Annotated in this window: 14 protein-coding genes and 1 pseudogene; 8 read left to right on the top strand and 7 right to left on the bottom strand. The window is 48.1% G+C overall.

Annotated features, from left to right (window positions below; translation table 11 throughout):
- Together CPT76_RS28940 and CPT76_RS28935 are read left to right on the top strand one after the other, a co-directional pair.
- Nucleotides 1–1,017: sensor histidine kinase (locus tag CPT76_RS28940; RefSeq protein ID WP_146116457.1), on the top strand; the 1,017-nt coding region annotated here is incomplete at its 5' end.
- Nucleotides 1,018–1,024: 7 nt separating this feature from the next.
- Nucleotides 1,025–2,584 (top strand): response regulator, encoded by a 1,560-nt coding sequence (locus CPT76_RS28935; RefSeq protein WP_105445340.1) that lies wholly within the window; start codon nucleotides 1,025–1,027, stop codon nucleotides 2,582–2,584.
- Between the two features lie 90 nt (nucleotides 2,585–2,674).
- Here the strand turns inward: CPT76_RS28935 and CPT76_RS28930 are convergent, their stop codons facing one another.
- Nucleotides 2,675–3,514: an alpha/beta fold hydrolase gene (locus CPT76_RS28930; protein WP_105445339.1), complete on the bottom strand. Its 840-nt coding sequence runs from the start codon at nucleotides 3,512–3,514 to the stop codon at nucleotides 2,675–2,677.
- 33 nt (nucleotides 3,515–3,547) lie between these two features.
- The gene (locus CPT76_RS28925; RefSeq protein ID WP_105445338.1) at nucleotides 3,548–4,231 is read right to left on the bottom strand and encodes a hydrolase; all 684 of its coding nucleotides are present in this window, start codon (nucleotides 4,229–4,231) and stop codon (nucleotides 3,548–3,550) included.
- 286 nt (nucleotides 4,232–4,517) lie between these two features.
- Between CPT76_RS28925 and CPT76_RS28920 the strand changes: the two genes are divergently transcribed.
- Both CPT76_RS28920 and CPT76_RS28915 read left to right on the top strand, forming a co-directional pair.
- Nucleotides 4,518–4,703 (top strand): XapX domain-containing protein, encoded by a 186-nt coding sequence (locus tag CPT76_RS28920; RefSeq protein ID WP_076176227.1) that lies wholly within the window; start codon nucleotides 4,518–4,520, stop codon nucleotides 4,701–4,703.
- 25 nt (nucleotides 4,704–4,728) lie between these two features.
- Complete coding sequence (locus CPT76_RS28915; RefSeq protein WP_105445337.1) at nucleotides 4,729–6,561, top strand: amidohydrolase; 1,833 nt, start codon at nucleotides 4,729–4,731, stop codon at nucleotides 6,559–6,561.
- A gap of 127 nt (nucleotides 6,562–6,688) precedes the next feature.
- Here CPT76_RS28915 and CPT76_RS28910 read toward each other — a convergent pair whose 3' ends face one another.
- Nucleotides 6,689–8,350 carry an MFS transporter gene (locus tag CPT76_RS28910; RefSeq protein WP_258168895.1) on the bottom strand — a complete coding sequence of 554 codons (1,662 nt, stop codon included), beginning with the start codon at nucleotides 8,348–8,350 and terminating at the stop codon, nucleotides 6,689–6,691.
- Between the two features lie 249 nt (nucleotides 8,351–8,599).
- Between CPT76_RS28910 and CPT76_RS28900 the strand changes: the two genes are divergently transcribed.
- Both CPT76_RS28900 and CPT76_RS28895 read left to right on the top strand, forming a co-directional pair.
- Complete coding sequence (locus CPT76_RS28900; protein ID WP_181153111.1) at nucleotides 8,600–9,550, top strand: ring-cleaving dioxygenase; 951 nt, start codon at nucleotides 8,600–8,602, stop codon at nucleotides 9,548–9,550.
- Nucleotides 9,547–10,161, top strand: a complete 615-nt coding sequence (locus tag CPT76_RS28895) for an alpha/beta hydrolase (protein WP_105445335.1) — start codon at nucleotides 9,547–9,549, stop codon at nucleotides 10,159–10,161. Before CPT76_RS28900 ends, CPT76_RS28895 begins: the two co-directional genes overlap by 4 nt.
- Before the next feature lie 64 nt (nucleotides 10,162–10,225).
- Here the strand turns inward: CPT76_RS28895 and katA are convergent, their stop codons facing one another.
- Nucleotides 10,226–11,683 carry a catalase KatA gene (gene katA, locus CPT76_RS28890; RefSeq protein WP_105445354.1) on the bottom strand — a complete coding sequence of 486 codons (1,458 nt, stop codon included), beginning with the start codon at nucleotides 11,681–11,683 and terminating at the stop codon, nucleotides 10,226–10,228.
- 254 nt (nucleotides 11,684–11,937) lie between these two features.
- Between katA and CPT76_RS28885 the strand changes: the two genes are divergently transcribed.
- Nucleotides 11,938–12,321 carry a cupredoxin domain-containing protein gene (locus CPT76_RS28885; RefSeq protein WP_105445334.1) on the top strand — a complete coding sequence of 128 codons (384 nt, stop codon included), beginning with the start codon at nucleotides 11,938–11,940 and terminating at the stop codon, nucleotides 12,319–12,321.
- 59 nt (nucleotides 12,322–12,380) lie between these two features.
- Here CPT76_RS28885 and CPT76_RS28880 read toward each other — a convergent pair.
- Nucleotides 12,381–13,692 (bottom strand): annotated as a pseudogene (locus tag CPT76_RS28880) (MFS transporter).
- Between the two features lie 301 nt (nucleotides 13,693–13,993).
- On the opposite strand from CPT76_RS28880, the gene CPT76_RS28875 reads away from it, so the two are divergent.
- A complete protein-coding gene (locus CPT76_RS28875) occupies nucleotides 13,994–14,347 on the top strand; it encodes a winged helix-turn-helix transcriptional regulator (RefSeq protein WP_105445333.1) in 354 nt (117 codons plus the stop codon).
- Between the two features lie 104 nt (nucleotides 14,348–14,451).
- Here CPT76_RS28875 and CPT76_RS40760 read toward each other — a convergent pair whose 3' ends face one another.
- Nucleotides 14,452–15,159 (bottom strand): hypothetical protein, encoded by a 708-nt coding sequence (locus CPT76_RS40760; protein WP_258168894.1) that lies wholly within the window; start codon nucleotides 15,157–15,159, stop codon nucleotides 14,452–14,454.
- Nucleotides 15,160–15,560: 401 nt separating this feature from the next.
- The coding region (locus CPT76_RS28865; protein WP_105445332.1) for an SPFH domain-containing protein at nucleotides 15,561–16,538 on the bottom strand (978 nt) is incomplete at its 5' end.

The following is a 16,538-nucleotide window of genomic DNA, read 5'->3' as shown; positions in this document are numbered from 1 at the left end:
ATCCCATCGATTGACGTACATCTGGTCAATATGGCTAGTCTTGAGGAAACCATGGAAGGCATTAACCACTCGAAGGTTCGTTATATCGTGCTCGTTTCATTACTGGCGGCATTTCTCGTGCTGCTGTCTTACTCGATGCAAGCGATCATTTTGCGCAGGCTTAAGGCGCTAAGAGAATCGATGCAGCAGGTGAGAAATGGCAACTTCAACGTCAAGCTGCCGCCGATTACCGGTACCGATGAGGTAGGAGAGCTGGGCTTTCATTACCGCAAGCTCATTCTGAAAATTAACGAGCTCATTCAAGACCAGGCAGCTCGGCAGGCGGCAGGCAAAGAAGCTGAGCTTCGGGCGCTGAAGAACCAGATCGATTCCCATTTCCTCTACAATACGCTGGAGAACGTCAAGATGCTGGCGGAGATTGAAGGGCAGTATCTTATATCGGACATCATGACCTCGTTAGGCGGTATGATGCGGTATTCGATGGAATGGAGGCAGGATCACGTGATGCTCAGCGATGAGATCCAGCAGGTCCAGCATTATGTATCCGTCATGAACATCCGTTATGATGGCAGACTCGATCTCCAATTGTCTATTGAACCGGAATGCCTCAAGCAGGAATCGCTTAAAATGTCGCTGCAGCCCGTAGTCGAGAATGCAATCAAGCATGGGATGAGCCGCATGCATTCCAAGGACGGAAATCTTCTCATTACGATCTCTGCCGTCCGACGTGATCAAGCTTGTGTCATAGAGATTACGGACAGCGGCCGCGGTATACCGTATGAAACGCTGGGCTTGTTGAATCAAATGTTGCGAATGGAAGAGCATGCTTATCAGGAGGTCCGGCAATTATTCGTTCGTAAGGAGAACGAGGACGGTAATGGAATCGGTCTGCGTAATGTGGACCAACGTTTAGTGATGAGCTATGGGGTGGAATATGGGATTCGGATCGAAAGTCAGGAAGGAAGCTATACACGCATAATCATGACTTTGCCGTACCGGGTCATGGGAGGGGGATAGGACATCTATGATTAGCTTGCTGATCGTCGACGACGAGAAGATCATTCGGAGGGGCTTGCAATCAGTCATTGAGAGGCAGTTCCCTGATCTGTTTAATTATCGATTTGCCGAGAATGGAGAAGAGGCGCTGGAGCTGCTGCGCCAGGAGCCTGCGGATATTATGTTTACAGATATCCGAATGCCCATTATGGATGGGATCGAACTGCTCGACCAACTGCAAGACCATCCGGTTAAACCCGAGGTTGTATTGCTGTCTGGCTATAATGACTTCGTATATGCGCAGAAAGGGATCCGCTTTGCTGTGAAGGATTATCTCGTAAAGCCTGTGATTCGGGAGGAGATGTTTGCCGTCCTGGAGCGATTAATGCTGGATATAAAGAAAAGAGAAGAGCGAGCAGACCAGGCGGGCGAAGATGCCAGCCTTTTTGCTGCCGAGCTGGTTACCCTGCATTTAACCCAGAAGGATGTGGATGATGCGATCACACCGAACAAGCTGAAGCAGGCCGGCTTAAACTGGTTGGATGCAGGATATACACTGGGCTTGGTTACGCAACGTGGTGGAAGTTCACAGGCAAGCAGTACGGATGCAGCTTCTTTCAGGAATCAAATCGCTGAGCTGTTACAAGGGCATATGAATTGGATGCTGACGCGTGATGGAAAAGGCGGAACGATTATGATAGCAAGCGATCCTGGTATGTTCTACAGGTTGGCGGAACAGTGGGGGTTAAGTGAGTATGAGACACAGCTGCGAATTGCGATTAGTGATTCCGTTCAAGGGATTGAGCAGATAAGGTGGGCATACAGTCAGGCGAAGCAAACTATGAAATACGGGATTCTTCTTCCAGATCTCGATGTGCTGGATTACACCGGCATAAGTGATCGCAATGAGCGGTATGTCGTCCCTATGGAGTTGATTCAACGAATATTGAATCTCCTTGGAATGGGACGCGGGGATGAAATCAAACAACTTCTGGATCAAATCCTCGATGTTCGTATCATTAGCAGCAGTGAAATCGGATATCTGGAACGTATTAGTCAGCTGCTCAACGAGGAGCTGTTCGATAAGTTGTTCCGCATCTACGGGCTTAAGGTATTCGGTCTATTAATGAAGTACGCTCCTGTTGGTCACATCGGAAATTTCGACCGATTTGAAGATTATTACAAATCGGTCGAACAGCTTCTTGATCGTCTGGATCGGTTCATCCAAGATCGGAAAGAGCAGGTGCCAACGGAACAAAATACGATGCAAAAAGTACTCACCTACTTGCAGACGCATTATGCCGACAATTTAAACATGGCGGTGGTGTCCAACCATTTCTCACTCAATTACTCGTATTTCAGCCAAGCCTTCCAAGAATTTACCGGTGAGAGCTTCTCGAACTATGTTCGCCGGTTAAGGCTGGATAAGGCGAAGGAACTTCTGGTGCACTCCGATTTGAAGGTGTACGAAATCAGCGATCAGGTTGGATTCGAAAATGTGAAGCATTTTACGAGAATATTCAAGGATACCGAAGGCATCACAGCGCTGGAATTTCGAAGCCAGCGGAGACGGTTTGAAACCGAGTGATGAGAAAAGACTAAAACACAAATGACCCATAAGAGGGTCATTTTTTTGTGGAAAAGCACCCTCTCATGGGTCACAGTTCACACCTTTCAATCATTTAGCATTCAGAAAGTTAATTAAAGCTGTATTGAATTCTTCAGGGTGAGTCGCGTTTAGACCATGAGGTCCACCTTCGATGACGACGAGTTGACTACCTGGAACCGCTTCGTGGGAAAGTTGACCGCTGACTTCAAGCGACACAATTGCATCGGAATCCCCATGGATAACAAGCAAAGGGATATTAAATTTCGCCAAATCGCCACGGAAATCCGTCCGGCCGAAAGCCTCAACACAATCCAGCGTCCCTTTTGGCGAAGCAGAAGAAGCAATTTCAAGGTTGTAATGGCGGAAAGACTCGCTAACCAGATCGGTTCGATCCCCTGCTTTAAAGAAATTGTGAGTGAAGTCGTCAAGGAAGGCGACACGGTCTTTTTTCAAACCGTCTAGGAAGCCTTGAATCGTGGCTTCATCCAGACCACCTTCCGGATGCTCGGCAGATTTGTAAAAGAACGGTGGAACCGCAGCGGCCAGCACGGCTTTTTTGACACGGCTTGTTCCGTATGTACCGATGTAACGGGCTACCTCTCCGCCACCCATCGAGAATCCGACCAGCGTAACATCCTTAAGGTCCAGCTGTTCGATTAGCTTATGAAGATCCGCCGCAAACGTATCATAGTCATATCCGTTCCACGGTTGGGAGGATTGCCCGAATCCACGGCGGTCATAGGTAATTACGCGGTAACCTGCATTGATGAGCGCTGGAACCTGATTCTCCCAAGAGCGTCCGCTCAGTGGCCAACCATGAATCAAAATGACAGGTTTGCCTGCGCCAACATCCTCAAAATTCAACTGAATAGGGTGCCCATTTTCTTCTCCGACTAATAATTTTGGCATGTTTCATTCTCCTCTGATTTTTATTGATAGTTATTAATTTTGGCTTCCGCCCTCGTGGCCGCCAAACATCGTTTGGGCATAAACAATACCCGCGCCATAAGCACCGGTGTGCTCCTTAGCAATCGACATCACGGCGTCATAGGTTTCCTGGCGAGCCCAATCGCGTTGGTACTCAAGCATAACAGAAACCCAGGTAACCGGGATGGCTCCTGCTTGGATCATGCGTTGAACGGCCATGTTATGCGCTTCCGTAGTCGTCCCGCCTGAAGCATCCGTTACGATGTATACTTCGTATCCGTCTTTAATAGCTCCAATAACAGGAAAGGCAAGGCAAACCTCTGTCCAGAGCGCTGCCATCACCAGCTTTTTGCGGCCTGTTTTCTTCACGGCTTGTACCAGGTTTTCATCTTCCCAAGAGTTCATTGTTGTACGGTCGATCGGTACCTGATCTGGAAATACCTCTTGAATTTGCGGATGAATCGGGCCTGAGAATGATTCTGCAGCCACCGTTGTAAGAATGGTGGGCACATTAAAGACTTTCCCGGTTTTGGCCAATCCAACCGTGTTGTTAATGATGGTTTGACGATCCGCGCTTTGAACTCCAAAGATCATTTGAGGCTGATGATCAATAAGAATAATTGCAGAGTTTTCAGCCGTAAGTAAATCAGTAATTGCAGAGTTTTCAGCCGTAAGTAAATCAGTCTTGTCATTAAACATACGAGGATCCTACCTCCTAGATATTGGTTGCAGCAGGGCCCGAGACATTGGAATGCTGCATGTATTCAGTCTATGGAAATACCAATGTGCAAACAATCTACAGTTTTCTATATTTTTCATAGGAAAATCCTATATACTTCGAAAGTTCTATAAAGAATATACATAAGCAATTCCTATGGCTGTTATAGAAAAAGCCATATTGTTAGTGAAAATGTCGACTTTTAGACTTATGAATAAAGGCAGTCTAGCAAGAACATCACAATTCGTATTAAAGGAGGTATTGACTATGAGCACAGGTTCTATAGGTTCTATGGCCTTAGCCCTTGCCGCAGGTATTGTCATTGGCGTTGTTTTTCAATCGCTTAAGATCCCGTCGCCAGCACCGCCTTTTTTGGGACTGCTCGGTCTCGCAGGTATGTTTGTAGGCCAGCGGCTGATCCCCTGGATCCAGCAATGGCTAAACCACAAATAATGCAATCTAAAAGGAGAGCGGAATCATGTCTAGAAAAACGATAGATGTTGAGGCCAGTCTAGTCATTCACAATGCCAGCATCGTAACGATGGACGATGTAAATCCTACCGCATCGGCAGTTGCCGTTAAGGACGGCCAGTTCCTGGCTGTGGGTGATGATGCCGAAATCATGAAATATGTCGGATCCTCCACGAAGGTTGTCAATGCCAACAAACGAATGTTGATACCGGGCTTGAACGATTCACATATTCATCTCATTCGCGGTGGTCTCAACTATAACCTTGAACTTCGCTGGGATGGGGTGCCATCCGTAGCGGATGCATTGCGAATGCTGAAGAAGCAGGTTGATCGTACACCAGCACCTCATTGGGTCCGTGTTGTAGGCGGATGGACGGAGTTCCAATTCATCGAACGCCGGATGCCAACTCTGGATGAAATCAATCGAATTGCTCCGGAGACCCCCGTTTTTATCCTTAATCTTTATCGTCAAGCCTTTTTGAATAAAGCTGCCTTACGGGTAATAGGGTATACGAAGGATACGCCTAATCCGCCAGGCGGAGAAATCCAAAGGGACAGCCGGGGCAATCCAACAGGAATGCTCATCGCGAGGCCTAATGCAACGATATTGTACGCCACCTTAGCTAAAGGGCCAAAGCTTTCATATGAGGACCAGATGAATTCAACCCGACTCTTTATGAGGGAATTGAATCGATTTGGTGTGACAAGCGTTATCGACGCTGGAGGGGGCTTTCAGAACTATCCCGATGACTATCAGGTGTTTGAGGAACTGGATAGACGTGGAGAAATTACGGTTCGCACGGCGTATAATTTATTCACTCAGCATCCCAAGAATGAATTAAACGATTTTAAAGCATGGACCGCTTCATCGCAGCCGTACACGGGCAGTTCTTATTATCGTCATAACGGTGCAGGTGAAATGCTTGTTTACAGCGCAGCAGACTTTGAGGATTTTGTTGAGCCTCGTCCGGAGCTTCCAGCTGTACTCGAAGATGAACTCTTTGAAGTTACCCAACATCTCGTTCAACAACGTTGGCCGTTTCGTCTTCATGCCACTTATGGAGAATCCATAACACGTTTTCTTGATGTTTTTGAAAGAGTAAACAAAGAGGTGCCGTTCAAAGACTTGCGCTGGATTCTGGATCATGCCGAAACGATCCATGAGAAGGATTTGGAGCGGGTCGTCGAATTAGGAGGTTCGATCGCGGTTCAAAGCCGAATGGCTTTCCAGGGGGAATATTTTGTCGAAAGATATGGGGCAAAAGCAGCGGAGAATGCTCCTCCGATAACCAAGATGATGAAGTCCGGATTGCGCGTTGGTGTGGGAACGGATGCCACCAGAGTAGCAAGTTATAATCCTTGGGTGGCCTTATATTGGCTAGTGACGGGCAAAACACTGGGAGGATTAAGTTTGTATCCTGCTTCTAATCGTGTAGAGAGACACCAAGCGCTTCGGATGTATACGACGGGGAATGCATGGTTTTCAAAGGAAGAAGATGTGAAAGGGCAGATCAAACCGGGTCAATATGCTGATTTTACGATCCTTTCCGATAATTTCTTTCATGTCTCGGAAGAAGCAATTAAAAAAATTGAATCTGTCTTTACAGTCGTAGGTGGTAAGATTGTCTACGGTACCAGCGAATTTCAGTCTTTGTCGCCTCCAGCTCCCAAAGCCAGCCCAGACTGGTCTCCGCATAATTTCTTTGGCGGCTATTACAAGGGTCCGGAATATGGAGGTGGTGGATCAGGTGCCCATACGCCTAAACAGGTCCATCTTCATCATAAGTGTAACCATCATCACGGCAGCGGTTTCTGCGACTTGGATTGCTTTGTCTTCTAAAAGTGAATAAATCTAAGGCGATCCTAGGTCAGACAAAAGGTACAGTCCCCTCATTGAAAATGGGGGACTGTACCTTTTTATTTAGAAGATTTTATCAGCGGCCCCAATCAAAACAGGAGTTATCTTCCTAATGATAATGCTCAACGTTAGTTTGATTGGGCGGATTGATTGAGGTGGTGGTGGTTTCCTTTTTCTCTAAGCGAATGAAGAATGGGACAATCGTGCTTAGCAGCAGTAATCCGGCCAACACCTCGAAAGTGAACACATGACCTTTGATGCCGGTCAGATAAACCGAGACGATGGGGCCAAGTGAGGCTCCGATAAATAGCATAAACATATGGAAGGAAAGAGCGCTAGCTCTTAACTCTCCAGCTAAAGTGCCTATTAGAGACAACAAGGCGGGAAGAGCCATAGCTATGCCAGCTGCAAAAACAATACTCGCCAAGATTAAAAACGCAAGGTTCTCCCAGGCGCCTACAAGACCTAGGCCAATACCGGCCAAGATCAGACCGCAACATAGTACATTTTTTACGCCAAACCTAGCAACGAGCCTTCCATCAAACGGGGAAACGAGCATGCCGATGATACCGGCTGCGCGAACCCATAAGATTTCCTGGTGGCTCAGACTGAAGGGAGCGCTGCTTAGATAACTTCCAAGCGTAGAGAAAAAACCGACAAGTGCAATAAAGAGAGTTGAGGAAATGATGTAACAGAAGGGCAGGCTTTTTTTCTTGAAAATACCGCCAATGCGCTTTAACGGAGAAAAGAAATTGCCCTCCGGCTTCTGGATGATATCTTTGGGTACGCATAAGGTAATCAGAAAAAACGAAATAAAATACACGATGCCAAGGATGTAAAACACATATCTCCAGCTTAGTTCCAATATGACGGTGCTGCTATAGATCTGCCCAACGATACTGGCCATCAAAAAGGCGGTGCTTATAAATCCGAGGATCGTTACCCTTTTTTTCGTTGGGAACATCTCTATTGCGTAGGCTAACACAGAAGGCGGAAACATGGAGGCTGCCAATCCTTGGATAACCCTCAGCACAATAAGCCACTGAAACTCATGGACCGTTCCAATAAAAGGGGTTGATACCGCGAGCAGGCATAATCCGGATATCATCAATCTTTTCCGTCCGTAGCGGTCGGAAAGCCCCCCGAACAGGAGTCCTCCGCCGGCAAAAGCAAATGAAAAGGCGCTTCCTGCCCAAGCTGCTTTGGAAGATGAAATCTGGAATACGTCCTCAAATAAGGGAAACAAGGGGATCGTTAAATATAGGGATGAGACGACAATTAATGAGCACCAGAACAGAATCAGGGTCGTAAGGTTATAACGTGGTGCCGCTTGCTTTGCTGGATTAATCAATCGTGATTCCCCTTTCTTCTGCAGGCGCCCTTTTTTTACAGCTACATTGGTTTCCTTCACATTTAAAAACACGTTGACAGCAAAAACAAGAATGCCGCTTCCGGCAACGGATTCACCTATACGTTTAATCGTTGATAACCATTCCTGATCATAGCCGTTTGCAATAAAGGACAGCGAGATCAGCATGATTGGCAAACCTGTGCCCTGCAACCAGAAGTGCCATTGAGCCAGACGGGACGCTGCGGCTTTGGGAAAACGCAGATAAGTAAATCCGCAAAGGGCTAAAGTTGCCCATCCGAAAAGGTTGGTGTGGGCATGAACGCTAGTCAGTGCAAAATTCAATGTTGCACCCATGTAGATTCCAATGCCAATACCGAGAACAATATAAATAACAGCCATTTTTAAAAAACGTACTCCCATCCAAACTCTCCTTTGTATTTTACGAGATTCATTTTCCAGCCGAGGAATTCTATAGATTATTGAATTCCAAGAACCAGATATGTAACACAATCGTATAAACAGCGGTTCGCACGATCAATATCGATATTTCTATGTCTCATATAGCTTTTTCTTATAATCATCGCAACGGCTTGAGAAAATCCTCGGCCTTTTGCGTTATGGGTTTTTCGTACAAAAGATAACAGAAGGAGTCTGGGAAGGATGGGGAATATCATAAAGAAAACGGCAGGCATCCATCATATTACTTGTTTCGTGAAGGACGCGCAGAGAAATGTAGATTTTTATGCTGGAGTTCTAGGTCTTCGTCTTGTGAAAAAAACAATTAACTTTGACGCACCCGAGGTATACCATTTGTACTTCGGCAATGAAAAAGGCAGCCCCGGAACGATAATGACGTTCTTCCCGCACGAACTTTCCCGCAAGGGTCGCATAGGAGGAGGACAAGTAGGTACAACAACGTACGTAGTACCCATAGGCGCAATTGATTTTTGGAAAGCACGCCTCACGGCGTTCGAAATTTCCTTCACGGAAAGCACCCGTTTTTCTGAAAACTATATCGAATTTTTAGATCTTGACGGTCTGCAGTTAGAAATTGTTGAACGGGAAGACGGAGCGCTCAATACATGGTCATTCGGAGGTATCCCGGCGGATAAGGCGATCAAAGGCTTTGGGGGCGCCGTGCTATACAGTGTTGCATCTACCAAGACCATGCAGGTACTTGAGGACGTTTTAGGTCTTGAAAGGGTAGGGCAGGATGGCGACTTTATTCGCTATAAGGCTGAAGGGGATATCGGCAACCTCATTGATGTGAATGCGGAGCCCATGGAATGGGGGATCCCAGGTAGCGGCACCGTTCACCATATCGCGTGGCGAGCCAAGGATTTTGAAGACCATGATGCCTGGAGAAGCCATGTGGAAAGCAGCGGTTTACAGCCTACACCGATTATTGACCGACAGTATTTTCATGCGATCTATTTTCGTGAACAAGGCGGTATTTTGTTTGAAATTGCGACAGATCCGCCGGGTTTCGCAAATGATGAGCCTGAGGATCATCTGGGCGAGGTATTAATGTTGCCGTCATGGTTTGAAGACAACCGTGCTGAAATTGAAAAGAACCTGCCCCCTATTCAAGTGCGCGAATTGGAGTCAATCAAGCAATGAAACACTTATATCGGAAAGGTTCAAAATCAAGTTCGGTGACATTTCTCTTATTGCACGGTACGGGTGGAACGGAATACGATTTATTGCCGGTTGCTCGTCGAATCTCTTCGGCTTCGAATGTCCTTAGTGTTCGGGGAGAGGTGCAGGAGAATGGAAAGCCCAGATTTTTCAGGAGGTTGGCCGAGGGCGTCTTTGATGAGGAGGACCTTTTGTTTCGAACTGAAGAACTGAACGGATTTATCGATCAAGCAGCGAACCGATATGAGTTCGACCGCCAGAATGTAGTGGCGATCGGTTATTCTAATGGAGCAAATATTGCAGGAAGTCTATTGTTCCATTGCAAAAACTCATTAAAAGGCGCGATATTATTCCATCCCATGGTTCCTCGTCGCGGTGTATTACTCCCTGATTTATCGCAAACACCCATATTTATTGGTGCTGGAACGAATGATTTTATCTCCCCTGCGTCTGAGACCAAAGAATTGCTAGCACGATTGGAAGGCGCAGGTGCTTCCGTCGAAGTCCACTGGGAACATGCGGGTCATCAGTTAACTTTCACCGAAATCGACGAAGCAGCCGATTGGTACAAAGAGCATTTCCCCTTCGCATAACATTTGATAACGCTAAAAAGAGCAGTTACACAGGCTATAATCAGCTGTGATAACTGCTTTTTGTTTAATAGGATAAAGTCTCCATATCTCTTAAACCAAGCCCCGCAGCAACCGCATTTCCCCATTCAGGATCGGCTTTATAAAAATGGGCGATTTGACGAAGTTTTATTTTATCCTTTTCAACCGGTTTCATGGCATTCACAATATTATTTACCAAGCGCCCGCGTTCTTCTGCACTAAGTAACCGGTACAAGTCACCAGGTTGAGTGTAATGGTCATGATGGTCATAAGGGACACTGTCGGCTATACCGGATACCTCAAACGTAGCTGTCTTGTATGCTGCAGATTCAGTCACCCCGTTGTAACTATTCGGTTCATAATACATTGAACTTCCTCCGTTGCGATCATAACGCATTTGACCGTCACGCTGGTTATTATTCACTTCGATAACGGGTTTATTAATAGGAAGCGTGTTATGATTTGTTCCAACCCGATAGCGGTGTGCATCGGCATAGGCGAATAAACGGCCTTGAAGCATCTTATCCGGAGAAGCTTCAATACCGGGTACGAAGGCTCCAGGAGAGAAAGTTGCTTGTTCGACTTCTGCAAAATAATTCTCCGGATTACGATCGAGGACCATACGTCCAACCTCGATAAGAGGGTAGTCTTTTTGTGACCACACTTTTGTGACATCGAATGGATCGAATCGATAAGTATTTGCATCTTCAAGCGGCATGATTTGAACATACAACTTCCACGCGGGGAAGTCTCCCTTTTCTATAGCATGAAACAAATCCTCAATGTGATAATCCGGATTTTCGCCGGCCAGTTTAGCAGCTAGTTCGACATCCAGATTTTTAACACCCTGTTCCGTTTTGAAATGATATTTTACCCAAACTCCTTGTCCATCTGCATTGACCCACTTAAACGTATGGCTTCCATAACCATGCATATGACGTAAAGTAGCAGGGATACCGCGATCAGACATCAAGATGGACACTTGATGTAAGGACTCGGGAGACAATGACCAGAAATCCCATACTGCGTTTGGATTTTTAAGGTGGGTTTGAGGATGCCGTTTCTGAGTATGGATGAAATCCGGGAATTTAATGGCATCTCTTATGAAGAAGACAGGCGTGTTATTTCCTACTAAGTCATAGTTCCCTTCTGCGGTGTAAAACTTGACGGCAAATCCACGAGGGTCACGCACGGTATCTGCAGAGCCAAGTTCGCCTGCAACCGTCGAGAAGCGGATGAACAAGGGCGTGCGTTTACCAACCTCGGATAAAAAGTCGGCTTTGGTATATGAGGACACATCGTGGGTTACTTCAAAATATCCGTGCGCACCGGCACCTTTGGCATGAACAACTCGCTCAGGGATACGTTCACGATTGAAATGGGCAAGCTTTTCAAGAAGATGGACATCTTGAATGAGTGTTGGACCTCGAGAGCCAGCGGTCATAGAATTCTGGTTATCTCCAACCGGAGCTCCCCAACTTGTTGTTAATTGGCCATGTTTGATTTCCAATTTAAATACCCCCAATATGTGAAATTAGTACATTAGAAACATCTTATTATCCATTTTGTACTTTGATCAATATGGGTCTACCTATATCTGACATAGTTATCGTTTATATCTTTTAACAGTCAGTGTAGATGTCAAGGAGCTGAAATCCTTGTAGATATAAGAAAACCCTATGACAGATATTGACAAAGAATTATTGATAGATATGAGTGGGAAGATTTAAGCTGTTACCATTACAAGGAGGGGATAGCATGCTTCGTATAACCTGGGTTTCCGTCATTATTGTTGCCTTTGTCATATTGCTTACAGCGTGTGGGGCCAGTAAAAATGAAATGGCTCAATCAGCGCTTAGTGAAGAGTCAAAAACAATAACGAATGAAGTCGTGATCAAGGCAACGAACTGGGAGTTTGATAAAGCAGAGTATCGAATTAAAAAAGGAGAAGCCGTTAAGTTAACCTTAGATCCGGAATCCGGTGTCCACAGTATTGCATTTAAAGGCGTTGGAATTAAAGAACTGCGCTCCGGTGATTCCGAGGTTGTGGCAATAAATGAGGCTGGGACGTATGAACTCTTCTGTAACACAATGTGCGGCCCAGGCCACGCCAATATGAAAGCTAAACTTATAGTTGAATAAAAGCTTTGAACGATCGACAAATGAGAGGTCCGTCCTGCGCTGCAGGGCGGACCGTTATTTTAGCTGTTTACATACTTTTCTGCGGAGCGTTTACGAAGGCCGAGGGCAGTAATGCCAATCCCGAGAAGGGAAGCGGCAATCGGAACCATCATCGCTGTACGGTAGCCGTCGAGCATCGCTTGAGGGGATTTGTCGAAACCTGTAGCACCAATCTGCACAGCGGTCACGACCGCCAAACCGAGTGCGGCGCCAAACTGGAAGGAGGTATTCAATAAACCGCTGGCGAGCCCCTGCTCTTCTTCCGCTATTCCGTCCGTGGCGGCGATGGTTAAAGGTCCGTAAGTCAGCGAAAAGGCGAGGCCCGTCAGGATCATCGTCGGGAACATCGCTGCATAGGTCCAGTCCAAACCGATGGGAAGAAAAAGGGCGTAGGCTAATGCAGCAAGGCAGAACCCGCCGAAAATCACCGGAATGTTGCCGAAACGGTTTACCAGCTTGGGGGTCAGCGTAGGTGCGAGTATGGAATCGACACCGACGGCGAGCAGGGCAAGACCCGTTTCAAGAGATGACCAGCCGCGCAGTTCTTGGAGGTAGAGCACCGTCACGAACTGGAACCCGAAAAAAGAGCCGGCAAACAACATGGCACCCAGATTCGCCCGCACGAGTGAGCTGGCAGAAAATATGCCAAGGCGTACCAAGGGGGAAGCCGAGCGTCGTTCAATCGTTGCGAAGAGACCAAAAAGCAGGGCACTGCAAGCCATGATTCCGGCGGTCCAGCTCCAGCCCAGGTTGGAGGATTCCACGACACCGTAAACCAGAAGCAGCATGGCCGCAGTGACGCTGACTGCTCCAGCCAGATCGAAGCCTTTGGAGGAGGCCTCCGGCCGACCAGAGGCCGGTATGAGGCGAATCGCGGCTAGAAGAATCACAAACGCCAATAGAACCGGACCAAAGAAAACCCAACGCCAGCTGATCTCGCTTAAGATGCCGCCAACCACAAGACCGAGTGAAAACCCGGCGGCCGCTGTCCCGGCATAAACGAGCAATGCTTTGTTACGTGCAGTTCCCTCCGCAAAGCTTGTCGTGATGATGGATAAGCCGGCCGGAGTCATGAACGCAGCGCTAATGCCTGTAACAAACCGGGCGGTGATCAGCATCCAGCCTTCGATCGATAATCCGCCTAGTCCGGAGAAAGCAAAGAAAACGGTGAGCCATAGCAGAAACATTTTTTCNGCGCCCGAACAGGTCGGCTGCCCTGCCTCCCAGCAGCATGAAGCCGCCATACCCCAGTACATAGGCGCTGACTACCCATTGCAGCGAACCGGTGGACATGCCCAGTTCAGCACGGATCGAGGGCAGAGCCACGCCCATCATCGACACGTCGATCCCTTCCAGAAAAATGGCGCCGCACAAAACGAACAATAAGCCCCAGGAAAGCTTGCCGGAACTTTGAGACGTTTGACCGTTTGCCTTCATTCGATATGTCCTCCTCATTATGAATAATCATCCATTCCGGAACCGGCTCGATCGGGTCTGCCGATTTCCTTATTGGCACAAGGAGATTATGTATCATATAATCGAGAAACAGAAGTACGCACTTTTTTGTGTCATTTTCACCAAAAGGTAATATAGGAACCAAAAAGTACCTATTTTGATCGGGGGAAAAAGTGCCATGAAAACAAGTATGCCACAAGCTTTTAATATACCTATAGAAGCGACCCTGGAAGTCATCGGGGGAAAATGGAAAACGCTAATTTTATGCCATTTAACCTATGGAGCGAAACGAACGAGCGAGCTGAAAAAATTGACCCCGGGCATCACGCAAAAAATGCTGACTCAGCAGCTTAGAGAGTTGGAGGAGGATGGGGTCATCATCCGGACGGTATACAACCAAGTCCCGCCGAAAGTCGTTTACGAATTGAGCGAGCTGGGCCAATCACTCCGGCCGGTCATCGATGTGATGTGCGAGTGGGGAGAGCGGTACATCCAGGGATCAACCGAGAACCAGGCAAGCTCGAACATGTGACGTAAGCCGCGGAGAAACTAAAAAAAGAGCTCAGCAACCAGGCTGAACTCTTTTTTATTCTATTTTAGGATTTGCGAATGTTATGAATCGACCAACAGGTACATTTAGGATTGATAAAAATACAAAATAATGGCGGCGACCACAAGTACGCAGAAAAGGGTGAAGAACGTAATTTTCCATCCGCTGCGCGGGACCTTGCCGCTGATGCTGCCCGTCTCCCCGTTGACCATATACCGATAAGTTTTCTCTTTGTACGTGTAAGAGGCGTTCCAAAGCGGCAGCAGGATATGCTTGTAGGTCTGCTCGGAGTATTGGGTATCGATGCTGAGGTTGCGCAGTTCGTCCCCGCCAATTTGCCGGCGTATCGAATCTTCCAGGCTGTCGTCCATCCGGGATACGGCGTCGCTCCAACCCTCACGCAGGGGCACGGTATACCTTTCCGCCACAAAACCGCTTAAATATTCAGGCTTGTATGGTCGAAGGTCCTCCAGGCTGAAATCGTCAAACTGCTCCATCAGGCGGGTGTCGTGTTGTTTGGAAGCAGGAACAAGCACATCGTTGAAAAATCGCTCGTAAGAGCCGGATGTCCAATGCCACACGGTGTACCGAACCTGCTCCTCGTACGTCTCTGTTTTCCCGTCAACAGTCCGGGTACGCGTCTCCGTGCGATAATGATAGGTGCCTACCTCTGCCGAATAGTCGGAATCGGTCTGGGCATCAAAGGTCCAGAAGGGGACATAAATGCCGGAAACCGTCGAGCGGGTTTGCTGCTTTTTGAAGGCGCCCGGCACGAACCATTTTTTCTCTTCCACTTCAGGAACAGGGCGTTCGCCTCATCCTTCGAGATGTGAAAAGGGATGATGGATTCGGGCCGTATGCTGTCCGGATCCCCTTGGGGCAGGACCTTGGGGGAACCGCAAAATGCGCATAGAGCCGCCGTCTGCGCGGCAGGCAGGAGCATCTGGGCCCCGCAGTTTTCACATTGGACCGCCTGCTGCTCGGTCCCCCAGTCTTTCAAGGCCTGATCTTGTTCATCCGCAAAATCCAGCTCATATTCGGTGGGCTCGGACGGATAACGGGGCTGTTCAATGGGAGCCAGGCTTCCGCAATACGTGCATTTCATCTGCTGGGTTTCGGTATCAAAAATCATTTGCGCCCCGCAGCCCGAGCAGGGGAAACGGATCGGTGCTTCGACGGACATAAGCGCTCTCCTCTACACTTTATTGCCGCAGCTCGGACAGAACTTCATCGTGCTGCTCAAGCTGCCCCCACACTCTGTGCAAAATTTTTTCTCCGGCCGCGGCGTACCGCATTCCGGGCAAAATTTCTCAGAGGCTTTGAGCCCGTGTCCGCACTGGGCGCAGGGCTCGGTATCAACGGGGGACGCCGAATGGGAAGGCGCGGCAGGCTGGGGCTCACCAGCATCCGCTGCAGGCTTCATCGCTTGATTGAACATCTGCCCCATGGCCATGCCCGCCCCGAGGCTTGCCCCGGCGCCTGCAAGCCCGCTGTCAGGATTGTTGGCTGCATCGCGGAGCGATTCGGCGGCCTGAAACTTCATGTACTGATCGAGATTGCCGGCAATGCTCATGGATGATTTCCGGTCGATCATCTTTTCGACTTCTTCCGGTAAGGAGATGTTTTCGATAAAAAATCCCGACAGGGACAGACCCATAGCGTTGAAAATCGGCTCCAGCTTGGTCCGGAGGGCGGAGCTCAGCTCGTCGTACTGCACCGCAATATCCATGATCGGAATTTTGGCCTCGCCAATCAGGTCGCTCACACCGGACACGATCACCGACTTGAGATAACCGCCGATTTGATCTGAACCGAATGAGGACTGGGTCCCGAAGATTTCCTTAAGAAACAATGCCGGGTCTTGCACGCGGAACGCGTAGCTGCCGAATCCCCGCATCCGGATGGCTCCGAATTCAGGATCCCGCATAATGATGGGGTTGGTCGTTCCCCATTTTTGGTCCGTGAAGTTACGCGTGTTTACAAAATACACATCTGCCTTAAACGGTGAATTGAATGCATATTTCCATGACTTTAACGCCGTCAGAACCGGCATGTTCTGCGTACTTAAGGTATACGTTCCTGGGCCGAACACATCGGCGATCTGGCCCTCGTTCAGAAAAATCGCGGCCTGCGATTCCCGCACCGTCAGCCTCGCACCCATTTTAATCGCTTT

Origin of the sequence: Paenibacillus sp. AR247, from assembly GCF_002968895.1 — a bacterium.
In the GTDB taxonomy this organism is placed as follows: Bacteria; Bacillota; Bacilli; order Paenibacillales; family Paenibacillaceae; genus Paenibacillus_AQ; species Paenibacillus_AQ favisporus.
The sequence above is the reverse complement of the archived record's forward strand: the minus strand, read 5'-3'. Positions and strand labels throughout refer to the sequence as shown.